The organism is Cellulosimicrobium cellulans (assembly GCF_016907755.1).
Taxonomy (GTDB): domain Bacteria; phylum Actinomycetota; class Actinomycetes; order Actinomycetales; family Cellulomonadaceae; genus Cellulosimicrobium; species Cellulosimicrobium cellulans_D.
In genome coordinates, this window is record NZ_JAFBCN010000001.1 from 312,984 (window position 1) to 328,742 (window position 15,759).

The 15,759-nt window shown below is 72.7% G+C and carries 11 protein-coding genes; 9 read left to right on the plus strand and 2 right to left on the minus strand.

Going from position 1 to position 15,759, the window contains the following annotated elements; all coding sequences use genetic code 11:
- Positions 1-80: 80 nt before the first annotated feature.
- The 9 genes from JOE63_RS01360 to JOE63_RS01400 all read left to right on the plus strand — a co-directional run bounded on the left by JOE63_RS01360 (position 81) and on the right by JOE63_RS01400 (position 11,608).
- Positions 81-800 (plus strand): NUDIX hydrolase, encoded by a 720-nt coding sequence (locus JOE63_RS01360; protein WP_087470413.1) that lies wholly within the window; start codon positions 81-83, stop codon positions 798-800.
- Complete coding sequence (locus tag JOE63_RS01365) at positions 797-3,067, plus strand: DUF6049 family protein (protein WP_204538524.1); 2,271 nt, start codon at positions 797-799, stop codon at positions 3,065-3,067. Before JOE63_RS01360 ends, JOE63_RS01365 begins: the two co-directional genes overlap by 4 nt.
- Positions 3,064-4,980, plus strand: coding sequence for a murein biosynthesis integral membrane protein MurJ (murJ, locus tag JOE63_RS01370; RefSeq protein ID WP_307839889.1), 1,917 nt, complete (start codon positions 3,064-3,066; stop codon positions 4,978-4,980). Before JOE63_RS01365 ends, murJ begins: the two co-directional genes overlap by 4 nt.
- A 97-nt stretch (positions 4,981-5,077) precedes the next feature.
- Positions 5,078-6,943 (plus strand): protein kinase family protein, encoded by a 1,866-nt coding sequence (locus JOE63_RS01375; RefSeq protein ID WP_204538527.1) that lies wholly within the window; start codon positions 5,078-5,080, stop codon positions 6,941-6,943.
- Between the two features lie 198 nt (positions 6,944-7,141).
- A complete protein-coding gene (gene trxB / locus JOE63_RS01380) occupies positions 7,142-8,170 on the plus strand; it encodes a thioredoxin-disulfide reductase (RefSeq protein ID WP_087470417.1) in 1,029 nt (342 codons plus the stop codon).
- Between the two features lie 47 nt (positions 8,171-8,217).
- Positions 8,218-8,550: a thioredoxin gene (gene trxA, locus JOE63_RS01385; protein WP_204538530.1), complete on the plus strand. Its 333-nt coding sequence runs from the start codon at positions 8,218-8,220 to the stop codon at positions 8,548-8,550.
- Between the two features lie 78 nt (positions 8,551-8,628).
- The gene (locus tag JOE63_RS01390; protein ID WP_087470419.1) at positions 8,629-9,981 is read left to right on the plus strand and encodes an aminotransferase-like domain-containing protein; all 1,353 of its coding nucleotides are present in this window, start codon (positions 8,629-8,631) and stop codon (positions 9,979-9,981) included.
- Positions 9,982-10,185: 204 nt separating this feature from the next.
- A complete protein-coding gene (locus JOE63_RS01395) occupies positions 10,186-11,106 on the plus strand; it encodes a D-alanine--D-alanine ligase family protein (protein WP_307840287.1) in 921 nt (306 codons plus the stop codon).
- Positions 11,107-11,287: 181 nt separating this feature from the next.
- Positions 11,288-11,608 (plus strand): hypothetical protein, encoded by a 321-nt coding sequence (locus tag JOE63_RS01400; RefSeq protein ID WP_157759519.1) that lies wholly within the window; start codon positions 11,288-11,290, stop codon positions 11,606-11,608.
- Positions 11,609-13,112: 1,504 nt separating this feature from the next.
- Here JOE63_RS01400 and JOE63_RS01405 read toward each other — a convergent pair.
- The gene (locus JOE63_RS01405) at positions 13,113-14,501 is read right to left on the minus strand and encodes a ParB/RepB/Spo0J family partition protein (RefSeq protein ID WP_204538536.1); all 1,389 of its coding nucleotides are present in this window, start codon (positions 14,499-14,501) and stop codon (positions 13,113-13,115) included.
- Complete coding sequence (locus JOE63_RS01410; protein WP_279627892.1) at positions 14,498-15,676, minus strand: ParA family protein; 1,179 nt, start codon at positions 15,674-15,676, stop codon at positions 14,498-14,500. The genes JOE63_RS01405 and JOE63_RS01410 overlap by 4 nt, the downstream gene beginning before the upstream one ends.
- Positions 15,677-15,759 lie beyond the last annotated feature (83 nt).

The window sequence follows — 15,759 nt, forward strand, 5'->3', positions numbered from 1 at the left end:
ACACCCAAGCCTGCCAGATGCGACGCCCGCACCGGGGAGCCGGTCCCGGGGAGCCGACGTCCACTCGGTAAAGTTGGGACATGTCCACCCCTGCGCACGCCCACGAGCCCCGGAGGGATCCGGTGGGCGGGCGTGACAGCGGTCGCGGGCAGCCTCTCCCGGTCCCCGCCCCGCCCGGCGGGCACGCGCTGCGCATCGACCCGCGCTCGCGCCCGGCCCCCGCGCCGCCGCCGCTGCCCGTGGTCGACGAGGTCTCGGCCGGCGGGCTCGTCGTCACGGTCGCGGGCGGCGACCTGTGCGCGGCGATCATCGCGCGGCGCAACCGGGGCGGGCGCCTCGAGTGGTGCCTGCCCAAGGGCCATCTCGAGGGCGACGAGACGCCGGAGCAGGCCGCGGTCCGCGAGATCGCGGAGGAGACGGGCATCCACGGAGCGGTGCAGGAGCCGCTCGGCGTCATCGACTACTGGTTCACCGGCGACGACCGCCGCGTGCACAAGGTCGTGCACCACTTCCTCCTGCGCGCGACGGGCGGGTTCCTCACGGTCGAGGGCGACCCGGACGGCGAGGCCGAGGACGTCGCGTGGATCCCCGTGGCGGACCTGCCCGACCGGCTCGCCTACCCGAACGAGCGCCGGATCGCCGTCGTCGCGCAGAGCGTCCTCGAGGGCAGACCGGCGCGGTTCCACGGGGTGGTCGAGAGTAGGGTGACCCGGACGATCGTCCGCTCGCCCGGCCGTCCGCACGACGGCCGCGGCGGCCCGGCACCGCCCGCCCCACGGAGCTCGACCGACCACTCATGACGCCCTCCCCCAGCAGCGGCGCGCGCCTCGGCGGCGCCGCGTCGGCCCCGCTCCTCGGCAGGTCCGCTCGCCTCCTCGTCGCCCTGGTCGTCCTGCTGGTCCTGACCGTCGGCGTCGTCCTCGGCGGGTCCCTCGCCGCGGCGGCCACGCCCCAGGGCACGACGGCGGGTGCCGCCACGGAGACCGAGGACGCGGTGACGCTCGAGGTGTCCTCGCTGCAGCCGACCGTCCTCGGTCCGGGCGCCACCCTCACCGTCACCACGCGCGTGACCAACGGGACCGCGGAGACGCTCGGGGCGCCCGAGGTGGCGCTCGGCGTCGACCGGCGCGTGCTGAGCACCCGGTCGGCGCTCGAGAGCTGGACCACGACCGGGCTCGACGGCCGTGTCGGGGTCGGCGTCACCAGCCAGGGCCTCGGGGCCCCCCTCGCGCCGGGCGAGAGCGCGGAGGTCACGCTCACCGCGACGGTCGCGGAGCTCAACCTGAACGCAGGCAGCGACTGGGGACCGCGCGGCATCTCCCTCACGGTGTCCGACGGCGGCGCGCGCCTGGCCGTGCAGCGCACCTTCGTCCTGTGGGAGCCGTCGAGCGAGGTGACCCCGCTGCGCCTGAGCGTGGTCGCCGCCATGACCGGTCCCCCGGTGGACCCCGACCCGCAGGCCTACGACGACGCGCTCTCCACCGCGATGGGGACGGACGGTCGCCTCGGGCGCCTGCTCGCAGCGACCGGCGGTACGCCGGAGGTCGCGTGGGTCGCCGACCCGGCGCTGCTCGCCGCAGCCGCGGCCGCGGCCGACCCGGCGGTGAACGGCTGGGCCGACGCCGTGAGCGCTGGCTCGGCGGGCCGGTCGACGTTCGCGCTGCGCGCCTACGACCCGGACGTCGCGGCGTTCGCGCACGCCGGTCTCGCGCTGCCGGCGGGGACCCCGCTCCCCACCGCACCCGACCTGACGACCGACGACGACGCGACGACGGACGGCACGAAGGCCACGAGCGCGAAGTCCGGCGAGCCGACCGACCCGGCGTCCGGGTGGCGGACGGACCTCGCCTGGCCGGGTGACGCCGTCCCCGACCTGGCCACGACGACGCTCGCCGCGGCGTCGGGCGCGTCCGCGACGGTCGTCGGTCCCGGCGGGCTCGTACCGGACGAGTCGCTGACCTACACGCCGTCCGGCGTCGCCGAGGTCGCGACCGCCGCCGGCCCCGTGAAGGCGCTGGTCGCCGACGCGGTGCTCACCGCCCTCCTGTCCGCCGGCGACGGGTCGGGCGTCACCGCGACGCAGCGGATCCTCGCCGAGACCGCGGTGATCGCCCGCGAGCGCCCGGCCGAGCAGCGCCACGTCGTCGTCGCACTGCCCCGGAGCTGGGAGGCCGAGCCGACGCTCTTCACGGCGCGGCTCGACGCCCTCCGGTCGGCCGCCTGGGTCGACCTGGCCCCGGTGGACGACCTCCTGGCGTCGGCGCCGCCCGCCGTCGAGCGCGCGCCGCTCCCCGACTCCGCCGCCCCCGAGGGCGAGATCACCGTCGCCCAGCTCCGTGCGCTCGACCGGTCGCGCACGGACCTCGCCGCGTTCGCGACGGTCGCCGCCGACCCCACGACGATCACGCGCCCGCTCGAGCCCGGCTTCGTCACGCCGACCGCCGTCGCGTTCCGCGCAGCGGAGCCCTCGCGCGCGCTCGCCGTCCAGCACGCGGAGCAGCAGTCCACCGCGGTCCAGGGAAGCCTGTCCGTCCAGACCCGCGCCCCGTTCCTCTTCGTCGCCGAGGAGGAGGACCTCCCCGTCCGGGTGCGCAGCACCCTCGATCAGGACGCGACGGTCGAGGTCGTGCTGCGGCCGGACGACCCCCGGCTGCGCGCCCCCGAGCGCAGGACGGTGACGATCCCGGCCGCCACCCGGGACGCGGACGGCGACCTGGTGGCGACCGAGACGAGCGTGGGGGTTCCGGTCGAGGGATTCGGGAGCGGGAACGTCACGGTCGAGGTCGAGCTCGTCAGCGCGGCGCAGCCCCAGGTCCGCGTCGCGGAGCCGCAGGAGTTCATCGTGCGCGTCCGCGCCGACTGGGAGTCGGTCGGCACCGCGGTCATCGCGGTCCTCCTCGCGCTGACGCTCGTCGCCGGTATCTGGCGCACCGTGCGCCGGGGTCGCTCGCCCCGCCGTCTGGCGGGCGCCACGGCGGACCAGCCGGCGCCGCCCACGCAGGACCGGGCGCACGCACAGGAGCCGCCCACGCCGCCCGCCCGCCGGGACGAGGAGCGCGTCGAGTGAGCCCCGACCAGCCCCGCCACGTCCGGCCCGCGGGCGCCGGGCACGGCACGCGGCCCGGCACGACGCGCGACGTCGTCCCGTCCGGGGCGCTGCCCGGCGACCCGGCGGCGCCCGGCACCCCGGACGAGACCGCGGAGGCCGGCGCCACGGAGGCGCCCGCCCCCCGCACGGGCGGGCTCGGCCGCTCGTCCGCGCTCATGGCGTCGGGCACGTTCGTCTCGCGCGGGCTCGGCCTCGTGCGCAACGTCCTCCTCGTGGCCGCGATCGGGACCACGGGCCTGGTCGCGGACGCGTTCGATGTCGCGAACAAGATCCCCAACGTCCTCTTCGCGATCCTCGCGGGCGGCGTCCTCAACGCCGTCCTCGTGCCGCAGATCGTCCGCGCCTACCGCGCGCACAACACGCAGGAGCGGCTCGACAAGCTGCTCACGCTCTCCGGCGTCGTGCTGGTCGCGCTCTCGGCGCTGCTCACCGCGGGGTCGAGCATCCTCGTCGCGCTCTACACGGGGCCGGGGTGGACGGCGCCGCAGACGTCGCTCGCGGTCGCCTTCGCCTTCTGGTGCACGCCGCAGCTCTTCTTCTACGGGCTGTACACCCTGCTCGGGCAGGTGCTCAACGCGCGGGGCCAGTTCGGCCCGTTCATGTGGGCGCCCGTGCTCAACAACGTGGTGTCGATCGTCGGGTTCGGGGCGTTCATCGCGATCTACGGCCCGGCGGCGGTGGGCAACGTCGACGACCTCACGCAGTGGGACGGATCCAAGATCGCGCTCCTCGCAGGGACCGCGACGCTCGGGGTCGCGGCGCAGGCGCTCATCCTCGTGGTCCCGCTGTGGCGGGCCGGCTTCCGCTGGCACCTGCGGTTCGGCCTGCACGGCATCGGGCTGCGGTCCGCCGGCCAGGTGGCGCTGTGGACGTTCGCCGCCGTCCTCCTCGAGCAGGTCGGGGTCCTGTTCACCACACGCTTCGCGAGCGAGGCGCCCCGCGCGGCGCTGGCGCAGACCTTCGGTCCCTACCGTGACGACCCCGGGACCCTCGGGGCCGTCACAGGCCTGATCACGGGCGCGCCCGACGCGTTCTCGGGGGCCCTCGCGGTCGCGGGCAACGCCGCCTACACGCAGGCGCTCATGATCTACCTGCTGCCCCACTCGCTCGTGACGGTGTCGATCGCGACGGCGCTCTTCACGGGCATGAGCGCCGCAGCCCACGCGGGCGACCTGGCGCGCGTCCGGCACGACCTCTCGCGCGGCGTGCGCACCGTCGGCGTCTTCACCGTCTTCGCGACCGTCGTGCTGGTCGTCCTCGCCCTGCCGATCACCAAGCTCCTCGTCCCCTCCGTCGACGCCGCGTCCGGCGAGGCCGTCTCCGAGGTGCTGCGCGCCATGGCGCTCGGGCTCGTCCCCCTGGGCGGCATGGTGCTCATGAAGTGGGTCTACTACGCGTTCGAGGACGGCCGGACCGTCTTCTGGATCCAGGTGCCGGGCACGCTCGTGCTCGTCGGCGTCTCCTGGCTCGCGACGCAGGTCCTGGCGCCCCAGCTCTGGGTCGTGGGCATCGGCCTCGCGATGAGCCTGTCCAACCTCGTGGCCGTCGCGCTGCGCACGGTCGGGCTGCGACGCACGCTGCGGGGGCTCGACGGCGCCCGGATCCTGCGCCTGCACGTCAAGGCCGGGCTCGCCGCGCTCGTCAGCGCCGTCGCGGGCTGGGGCGTCCTGCGCGGGTTCGTCGTCGTCACCGGCGACGGCCCGGACGGCATCTACGGGCTCTCGTGGTGGCAGGCCGTCGTCGTGGTGTCCGTCGCCGGGGCCGTGATGGCGCTCGTCTACGCGGGCGGGCTCAAGCTCATGCGGGTGCGCGAGCTCGACCAGCTCGCCGGTCCGATCGTGGGCCGCGTCCGCCGGCTCGTGCGGCGATGAGCGGCATGTGCCCACCGAGAACCAATCGGGTGATACGCGGGCAATCAGGGCCCGCGTACCATGGTGTGTCGACCACGAGTCCCACGGAGGAGGTCCGGTGAACGGCGTGGCCCCAGGAACACTGCTCGTCGCGCGCTACCGGCTCGACGAGCAGCTCGCGTCCGACCTGTCGGACGTCACGGCATGGTCGGCGCACGACCAGATCCTCGACCGACCCGTCCGGATCTCGTTGGTCTCCGGCGCGCACGTCGCCGACGCCCTCGACTCCGCCCGGCGTGCCGCGCTCGTCGTCGACCCGCGCCTGACGCGCGTCCTCGACGTCGGGACGGAGGACGGCGTCGCGTACGTCGTGACCGAGCGCTACACGGGCATCACGCTGAGCGAGGTCGTCGCGGGCGGCATCGTCGACCCGCAGCAGGCGCGCGCGATCGTCGGCGAGGCCGCGGCCGCGCTCGAGGTCGCCCGGAGGCGGGGGGTGCACCACCTCGCGCTCCGCCCCGACGCGCTCCGCGTCGACGGCAGCCGCGTCCTCCTCACGGGCCTCGGCCTCGACGCGGGCGTGGCGGGCCATGACCAGCACGACGCCGACCAGACGTCGCGCACCGACGCCGTCGGGCTCGTCGCGCTCCTCTACTACGCGATGACGGCGCGCTGGGCCGGACCGTCCTTGGACGTCCCCTGGATCGCCCCCGAGGCCATCCACCCCCTCCCGGCGCAGCGCGCGGGCGACGAGGTCCTCGCGCTCTCGGCCGTCCGCCCCGACGTCCCCACCGAGCTCGACACGCTCTGCGCGCGCGCCTTCGCGGGCACGCACGGCACGGCGGCGGAGTGGACGGCGCCGCCTGCCGGCGACGCGCCCCGCTCCCCCGCCGACGTCGTCGGCGCGGTCGAGCCCTGGGGCGAGGTCTCGGTCGTCGCGGCCCTGCCCTCGTTCGTGCAGCCCGCGACGGCGGGCGTGAGCCGCCAGTCGGTCCGCACGGCGTTCGACGGCGCGACGACCGCGCCTCCGGGGACGCCGCCGCCGGCGCCGCCGGTCCGACGCCCGACGACGGGCCGCATCCACCGCGTGGGGGACGTGCCGGGCTCCGCCGGTCCCGGCGTCGCGTACGCCACCGGGGTCGCCACCGGCGCCACGGCATCGGTCCCGCCGCCCGCGCCGGACCCCGCGACCGCGGCGTACGCGGTCCCGCCGCCCCCGGTGGGCTACGACGTCGGGACCGCGACCGTCCAGTACGCAGCCGCGCCACCGCCCGTGCCCCCGACCACGGACGCACCGCAGGCCTGGAGCGAGCCCGCACCGCGACGGCGAGGCCCGCGCCGGTTCAACGCCACCCCGATCGTCCTCGTGCTCGTCCTCGGCATCGTCGTCTGGGGCGTCGTCTGGGCGGTGGGCACCGCGTTCGACGGCTTCCGTCCGCCCTTGCAGACGAGCGAGCAGGAGACCGGCGACGGGTCCGAGGCCACGTCCGAGGGGGACGGTGGCACCGCAGAGGGTGAGCAGGCCCCCCCGGCGACGGACATCCGGCCCGTGATCGCGTCCGGCCAGGCCCTCGACCCCGAGGGCGACGCCTCCGGGAACAACGACGGGGAGCACCCCGAGCTCGCACCGCTCGCCTACGACCAGAAGCCCGACACGACCTGGTTCTCGCGCCGGTACAACGCCGCGGACTTCGCCGGCCTGCGCTCCGGGATCGGGTTCTCGGTCACGCTCGAGCAGAAGGCACCGGTCTCGACGGTCGTGCTCGACACCGCCGTCACGGGCGGCAACGTCGAGATCCGCGCCACGAGCCCGGACGCCCCGACCGAGGGCACCGTCCTCGCCTCCGGACCGCTCGCTCCCGGCGTGGAATTCACGTTCGACCAGCCGGTCGAGGCGGAGTCGATCGTCCTGTGGTTCACCGAGCTGCCACAGAACCCTTCCGGGGAGTTCCGCGCGGAGATCAACGAGATCCTCGTCTCCTGACGCCCACCGGCCGCCGCGACCGGTGGGCGGGCTCCCACGGATCGGGACCGTCCGCGCCGCGGTGCGTGGACGGCGCGCGCACCGTGCGCCTGGTCGCCGTAGCGTCGCGAACACCCGTACCGTGGAACAGAAGCCGCCCTGGCGGCGTTCACACTCTCGCGTGGTCGGCCGCCACGCACCGAGCACCGAGGAGAGCACGTGACCGAGCAGTCTGCCGTCCAGAACCTGATCGTCGTCGGGTCCGGTCCCGCGGGGTACACCGCGGCGATCTACGCGGCGCGTGCGGGGCTGGCCCCGCTCGTGCTCGCAGGCTCCGTCACCGCCGGTGGCGCGCTGATGAACACGACCGACGTCGAGAACTTCCCCGGGTTCCCCGACGGGATCATGGGCCCGGACCTCATGGAGAACATGCGCAAGCAGGCCGAACGGTTCGGCGCGCGCATCGAGTGGGACGACGCCACGCTGCTCGACCTCGAGGGACCGGTCAAGACCGTCGTGACCGGCAACGGCGAGACCTACCGCGCCCGCGCGGTCATCCTCGCCACCGGGTCCGCCTACCGCGAGCTCGGCCTGGACGACGAGAAGCGCCTGTCCGGGCGCGGCGTGTCCTGGTGCGCGACGTGCGACGGGTTCTTCTTCCGCGACCAGCACATCGCCGTCGTCGGCGGCGGTGACTCGGCGATGGAGGAGGCCACGTTCCTCACCCGCTTCGCGGACAAGGTCACCCTCGTCCACCGCCGCGACGAGCTGCGCGCCTCGAAGATCATGGCCGACCGTGCCCTGAACGACCCGAAGATCGAGTTCGCCTGGAACAGCGAGGTCGCCGCGATCGGCGGCGAGAACAAGGTCGAGGCGGTGACGCTGCGCGACACCGTGACCGGCGAGGAGCGCGAGCTCCCCGCGACCGGCCTGTTCGTCGCGATCGGTCACGAGCCGCGCACCGAGCTCGTCAAGGGGCAGATCGACCTGGACGACGAGGGCTACATCCAGGTCGTCGGGCGCACCACCGCGACCAACCTCGAGGGCGTGTTCGCGTGCGGCGACGCCGTCGACCACACCTACCGCCAGGCCATCACGGCGGCGGGCTCCGGCTGCGCCGCGGCGCTCGACGCGCAGCGCTACCTCACCGAGCTCGCCGACGCCGCCGGCCTGGAGGACCTCGTCGGCACCCCGGCGACGCCGAACCCGGACGAGCTGCCCGAGGCGCTCGCCGAGCTCCAGGCCTGACGCAGCGACCGTCCACACACCACCGAGTCCTACCGCAGGAGGTCACCATGCCGACCGTTCCGGTCACCGACGACACCTTCCGTGCCGAGGTCCTCGAGTCCGAGGTCCCCGTCCTCGTCGACTTCTGGGCGACGTGGTGCGGCCCGTGCCGCCAGGTCGCGCCGATCCTCGAAGAGCTCGCCGAGGAGTACGGCGGCAAGATCAAGATCGCCAAGCTCGACACGGACGCGAACCCCGAGACGACCGGCGCCTACGGCATCGTGTCCATCCCCACGCTGAACGTCTACGTGGGCGGCGAGCTCCAGAAGTCGATCATCGGGGCGCGCCCCAAGCGCGCGCTCACCGAGGAGATCGACGCCGTGCTGGCCACGGCCGTCTGAGCCTCACCCGTCCACCGCCCCGGAGGGCGGACCGCGAGCACCGCGGTCCGCCCTCCGGCGTCTTCACGGGATCCCCCGATGCACCGTGCCACACTGGGGGTCGTGACTGGACCGACACCTCCCCCGCAGCAGCCCGCTCCCAGCGGCACCCGCCTCGACCCGTGGTTCGGTGCCTACGCAGAGCGAGCGCACGGGATGCGAGCGTCGGAGATCCGGGCCCTGTTCGCGGTGGCGAACCGCCCCGAGGTCGTGTCGCTCGCCGGCGGCATGCCGTACCTCGAAGGACTCCCGCTCGACCAGATCGCCGACACCATGCAGCGCCTCGTCGCGACGCGTGGCGCGACGGTCCTCCAGTACGGCTCCGGGCAGGGCGACGAGACGCTCCGTGAGCAGATCCTCGACGTCGTCCGGCTCGAGGGCATCGAGTGCCACCCCGACGACGTGGTCGTGACGACGGGATCGCAGCAGGCGCTCGACCTCGTGACCAGGATCTTCGTCGACCCCGGTGACGTCGTCGTCGCCGAGGCGCCGAGCTATGTGGGAGCCCTCGGCGTCTTCCGTTCCTATCAGGCGGACGTCGTGCACGTGCCCCTCGACGAGCACGGTCTCGTCCCCGAGGCGCTCGAGGAGACGCTCGCCCGGCTCGCCGCGGACGGTCGCCGCGTCAAGCTGCTCTACACCGTGCCGAACTTCCACAACCCCGCCGGGGTGACCCTCGCCGCGGAGCGCCGCCCGCGCATCCTGGAGATCGCGCAGCGGTACGGCGTCCTGGTCATCGAGGACAATCCCTACGGCCTCCTCGGCTTCGACGGGCAGACCCTTCCCGCGCTCCGCTCGCTCGACGAGGACGGCGTCCTGTACCTCGGGTCGTTCTCCAAGACCTTCGCGCCCGGGTACCGGGTCGGCTGGGTGGTCGCGCCGCACGCCGTGCGCGAGAAGCTCGTGCTCGCGAGCGAGTCGGCGATCCTGTGTCCCTCCAACGCCTCGCAGCTCGCGATCGCCGCGTACCTCGACACGTGCGACTGGAAGGGTCAGATCAAGCAGTTCCGCGAGCTCTACCGGGAACGCCGAGACGCCATGATCGGCGCGCTCTCCGAGCACCTCCCCTCAGCGAGCTGGACCGTGCCCGACGGCGGCTTCTACACGTGGGTGCAGCTCCCCGAGGGCCTCGACGCGCGGTCCATGCTCCCCCGCGCCGTCACCGCACGCGTCGCGTACGTGCCGGGTACCGCCTTCTACGCGGACGGCACCGGCTCGAGCCACGTGCGCCTCTCCTACTGCTTCCCGACCCCCGAGCGGATCCGTGAAGGAGTCCGACGCCTCGCTGGGGTCGTCAACGCCGAGCAGGAGCTCGTCGAGATCTTCGGGACCAACGCCGAGCTCGACCCCGACGTCACGGACGTCGAGAACCCCTCGCCCAACCTGGCCTGAAGCACCTCACCACGACGCCGAGGCGGCCCTCACCGGGCGATGCCGGCACCGAACAGGAGTCCGTCAACAGTGGACACGACCACGGGTACCCCGGCGGCCACGGGCGAGGCTGCCACCGCAGCCAAGACCGACACGCAGCGCCCTGACCAGCACCTTCACCTTCTTCGTCCTGACGACGCCGTCCCCCCGGGCGGGCACGTCGCCATCCTCGCGGGCGGCCTCTCCCACGAGCGCGAGGTCTCGCTGCGGTCGGGACGCCGCGTCGCCGAAAGCCTGCGCGCCGCCGGCCTCGAGGTGACCGTCCACGACGTCGACGCCGATCTCCTCCCCTTCCTCGCCGCGTCCCGTCCCGACGTGGTGTGGCCGCTCCTGCACGGCGCGAGCGGTGAGGACGGATCGATCCGCGACGTGCTCGAGCTCGTCGGTGTGCCGTACGTCGGCACCGGGCCGCGGGAGAGCCGCGCGGCCTGGAGCAAGCCCGTCGCGAAGAGCGTCGTACTGGGTGCAGGCCTGTGCACGCCCGAGTACGTGACCCTCCCCCAGAGTCTGTTCCGTGAGCTCGGCGCCCAGCCCGTCCTGGACGCCGTCGTCGCGCGGCTGGGCCTCCCTCTCGTCATCAAGCCCACGCACGGCGGTTCGGCGCTCGGCGTCACCCTCGTCGAGCGTGCCGACCAGCTCCCGCGCGCCATGGTGGACTGCTTCGCCTACGGCGACGTCGCCCTGATCGAACGTGCCGTGCGCGGCGTGGAGCTCGCGGTCAGCGTCGTCGACCTCGGTCAGGGGCCGGAGGCGCTGCCGCCGGTCGAGATCGTCACGACCGGCCCGTACGACTTCGACGCGCGGTACAACCCCGGCCGGACCGAGTACTTCGCTCCGGCGCGCCTCGACGACGACGTGCTGGCCGTCGTCCGCGAGGTGGCGGTTCGGGCACACGTCGCGCTCGGCCTGCGCGACCTGTCCCGCACCGACGTCATCCTCGACCCGGACGGCGTCGTGCAGTTCCTCGAGGTCAACGTCGCACCGGGCATGACCGAGACGTCCCTCCTCCCCCAGGCCGCGCGCGCTGCCGGCCTCGACCTGGGTCATCTCTACCGCTCGCTCGTCAACGCCCACGTGCGCCACTGAGCCTCGTCGCGTGCCGCCATACTCGACGGCACGCCATGTTTCACGTGGAACGTCGGTTCGTCGTCGACGACCGCCCGGCTCGTCCGGCCGCCCTCGATCCTCGTCGTTCGCGCCGGTCCCTCGGGCGATACGTGAGGTGACGCGCCGTGTCGACTCACTGGCGAGAGGGCACGATCGGCGCATGACTGCGCTCACCCTCTCGGGCGAATGGTGGCTTTGTCCTGGCTCGGGACGACGTTCGGAGCGAAACTGTGACGCGGTGCTCCGCGAGATGGACCTGGAACTGAGCCCCGACCACGAGCTGGCGGGCAAGATCGCAGGTGTCGAGGCCCGGTTCCGGTCCACCGACGACGTCGTCGTCAGGCTCGTCGACGAGACGTTCGCACTGGTCCGCCCGACCTGGACGGGCCGTGTCGAGAGTCCACCGTGGCCGGCATGGACCCGACTCGGCGACGCGGCAGCGGCCTCTGAGGCGATCGCACGGTGGGAGAAGTGGCGTTGAGTCCTCGGCGATCCCTCCGTCGCGCGGTCACGTGATGAGGGCGGCGGGCCCCCCGAACGTCGGGCCATCGTGTTCGTGTCCTTGAGGCCATCTGTCCTCGCCACTGCGTGAACAGGTGACCGGACTGCCCGATCATGTCGCGCCGCGTGTCGGTCGCCCGATCTTGCCCCTGCAGGCGAGCGACCACGTGTGCGCGAAGCGATCAGGTCTACCTGCTGGTCGAACGCTGCAGAGGTCACGGCTCGGAGCCCGCTCCGAAGCAGCGTGCCCCGCTTCCTGACGAGCGGTCGTGCCGCCTCCCCGCACACCGATGTCGGGCATTCTCCGGGTCGCGCGACGCCGATTCGAGGAACTGCGATGCTTGGCAGGAATGAGCTCCACGGTTCACCCGTCGAGCGACGCGTCCGGGGAGGCGGCCAACCTGACGCTGATCTCTTCCGTCGACGGCGCCGTTGACGCCTGCCCGTCAGGCCGCCGTGCGGCCGTCCGATGCCGTCATGCGCGGGTTTCGGTGGATGAATCCCGGCCACACGATGCTCGTCCTACGACGACCACGGCCCCGAGTGCTGCGCCGGGCGGTTCGCGGGGTGGCGCGTTCTGTCCCGAACGGCGCCTGAGCGGCGTGTGCGGCACTCTCACGGAAGCAGGATTGCGCGCGGATGGCTCGCGGAGTTGCTGGAGCTTTCGGCACTCCGGCGTCTGTCGCGGTCCCACTCCTCAACCATGCCCGGGGCTCCCCGGCGGCGCTGGGAGGATGCCCGCTTCACGTGAAACACCGTGCCCTTGCTGGTACGGGCCGCTGGGGCGCGACGTTTCACGTGGAACATGCCGCTCCCTGCGCGTGGCCACTCGGTCTCGTGATGTGCGAGCGGTGCCCCGCGCGATAGCCCTCTTCGCCATTGCCCCCGAGTCGCGGGGCACTGCGATTGCGGCGCGCCGTCCGCAGGACCGGTGAGCGAAGTCCTCCGGGCCGTCGACACGCACGCGAGGCGATCGATGAGGTAGCCGATACCGCCTCGCGCTCCATGGACGTTCCACGTGAAACGTAGCCGTGCTAGAGGGCGCGGTGCGCATGTGTGCCGAAGAACCGGGCGGTCGGGGCCACCGATCGAGAACTCGGCTGGTCGAGAACTCGGCTGGTCGAGAACTCGGCTGGTCGAGAACTCGGCTGGTCGAGAACTCGGCTGGTCGAGAACTCGGCTGGTCGAGAACTCGGCCATGACGCGGCGCTGCAGTCCCGCGGGACACCTCACGAGTGCGCGTGATCGCCGTCGTAACCTCCTCGCACGGAGGGCGCCGCGACGCCCCTCCCCCGCGTACCGGTCACGTGTACCGTCGGTACCGGAATCACCGCCAGCGCGTGCCGTGGCGCACACGACATGCACGGAGCCCGCCTCCTGGCGGCGCAGCATGAGGCCGGGACCACCGCTGGTACTCACGAGCACCCCATGGCGGTCCCGGCCGGGTTCCGACGTCGCCTCACACGTCGGCAGTGCGCATCTGGCTACTTGCGCAGGAGGCCCGGGTCTTCCGGGGCCATCACGTCCAGGATCCGGTTCAAGTCCTCGACCGACGCGAACTCGACCGTGAGGCGCCCCTTGTTCTTGCCAAGATCGACCTTGACCCGCGTCTCGAAGCGGTCCGAGAGTCGATGCGCGAGCTCGTCGATCGCCGCAGACCGTTGACCCGCCCGAGGGGCGCGCGGCGCACGACGCTCACCGTCCAGTCCGCCCATCGCGACGATCTCCTCGGTCGCGCGCACCGAGAGCCCTTCGGCGACGATCCGCTGGGCGAGACGTTCGATGTCCGCGCCGTCAGTGAGGCCCAGGAGAGCGCGGGCGTGTCCGGCGGAGAGGACGCCTGCGGCGACCCGTCGCTGCACGAGGGGCGGCAGACGCAGCAGCCGGAGGGTGTTCGAGATCTGCGGGCGACTGCGCGAGATCCGCTCAGCGAGTTCCTCATGCGTGCAGCCGAAGTCGTCGAGCAGCTGACGGTACGCCGCTGCCTCTTCCAGGGGGTTGAGTGCGCTGCGGTGCAGGTTCTCGAGAAGCGCGTCGCGCAGCAGGTCGGCGTCGTCCGTCTCGCGGATGATCGCGGGAATGACGTCGAGGCCGGCAGCTTGCGTCGCGCGCCAGCGCCGCTCGCCCATGATCAGCTCAAAGGAGCCGTCCTCTCCGGGGACCGGTCGAACGACGATCGGCTGAAGAACGCCGATCTCGCGAATCGATCCGATCAGCTCGTCGAGGTCACCCTCGTCGAAGACGGTGCGCGGCTGACGGGGGTTCGGACGGATCGAGGCCGTCGGCACCTCGGCGAAGCGTGCCCCAGGGACGGGGACGAGGTCGGCAGCGGCGCTGCCTGCCCATTCCTCAGTGACGGCACCGTCGCCATCAGCGGGAGACTCCGAGGTCGACTTCGCGCCGGAGACCGCCGATCCGTCCCCGTTCTGGGCCTGAGGCGCCGTTTCACGTGAAACCACGTCGTCCGGGCTGTCGGCGGGAGGCGGCGCCGTGTCGCCACCACCTGGTGAAGTGACCTGCGTGCCCGACCGCTCGTCCTCAGCGTCGCTCGCACCAAGCGGTCCGCGCCCGCCCGCACTCAGTGCGTCCAGCTCGGCAAGGTCGTGTGCGGACAGCGACGTCAAGGAATCCAGATCTGCCGGGCCCGATCCGGCGTCAGCGACAAGCGTCACGACCGGAACGGGACCAGTGCCTTTCTCGGCCGCATCGCGGTCCTCCCCCGGCGCTGCGAGCGCGTCCTCGCTCGAGACGTCGTCGTGCACCGGCTCCTCGGTCGGGCTCGGGAAGAAGACGTCGACTGGGCGCTTCCCCTCCGAACTGGTCGGGATCAGAGCACCCAGCCCCCGACCGAGCCCTCGACGCTTCTCGCTCATCGCAGTTCCTCCTGCCGCAGGCCGGGACCACCGATGGTGCCGGCAAACTCGTGTTCGGTTCGGACCGTCGGGGACAAGCTGTCAGGCACAGGAGTGGAGCCCCGCTCCTGCGCCGAGTCCCGCCCAGACAGAGCGTCGAGGTCGCGATCGTCGGGCCTGTTCGCGCCGCGTTGCGTCAGCTCACGCGCTGCCTCCAGGTACGCGAGCGCACCCGTCGAGCCAGGATCGTAGGTCATGACCGTCTGCCCGTGACTCGGTGCCTCGGAGATCCGTACCGAGCGGGGGACTGTGGTCCGCAGTGTCTGGTCGGGAAAGTGCTCCCTGACCTCTGCCGCGACCTGCTGCGCAAGGTTGGTGCGCCCGTCGTACATCGTGAGAAGGATCGTCGAGACGTGCAGACCGGGGTTCAGATGCGACTTGATGAGCTCGATCGTCTTCAGGAGCTGGCTCAGGCCCTCCAGTGCGTAGTACTCGCACTGGATCGGGATGAGCACCTCGCGGCCGACGACGAAGGCGTTGACGGTCAGGAGGCCCAGGCTCGGGGGGCAGTCGACCAGGACGTAGTCGATGGGTGCCAGGCCCTCTCGTTCCCGCCCCGCCAGGTACTCGTCGAGCGCGCGACGGAGCCGTGTTTCACGTGAAACGAGCGAGACCAGCTCGATCTCAGCCCCTGACAGATCGATCGTCGCCGGCACGCACCAGAGCGTGGGAATGTCAGGGCACTGCTGGACCGCGCTGGCGAGGGGGTCTCCGTCGACCAGGACCTCGTAGACCGACGGTGTCCCGGCGCGGTGTTCGACACCGAGCGCCGTCGAGGCGTTTCCCTGGGGGTCGTTGTCGATGACGAGGACGTTGAGACCCGCCAGCGCGAGGCCTGCCGCGAGGTTGACGGTCGTGGTGGTCTTCCCCACGCCGCCCTTCTGGTTCGCCACGGTGATGATGCGCGTCGAGACTGGCCGTGGGAATCGCCGACCCTGGAGGTCGATGCGACGCCGAGCGTCTTCGGCGAGCTGAGCGGCAAGCGGTGTCGACTCGTCCGTGTCCGGCAAGCTCGCCATCAGCGCTGCTCGCCGGTCATCCTCGTTGCCAGAGCTTCGGGCCCCTCCCCTGTCCTCCGAGAGAGACGTCGCCGACCGATCCTGGAGCTCTCCAGGGTCGACAGGGCTTTCCGTCACGCGCCTCATCCTCTCCGTCGTCGCGTCCCAGCATGCGCCGTCCGGCCCACTCATCGGTGGATGTCGGGCGCACGTCATCCCCG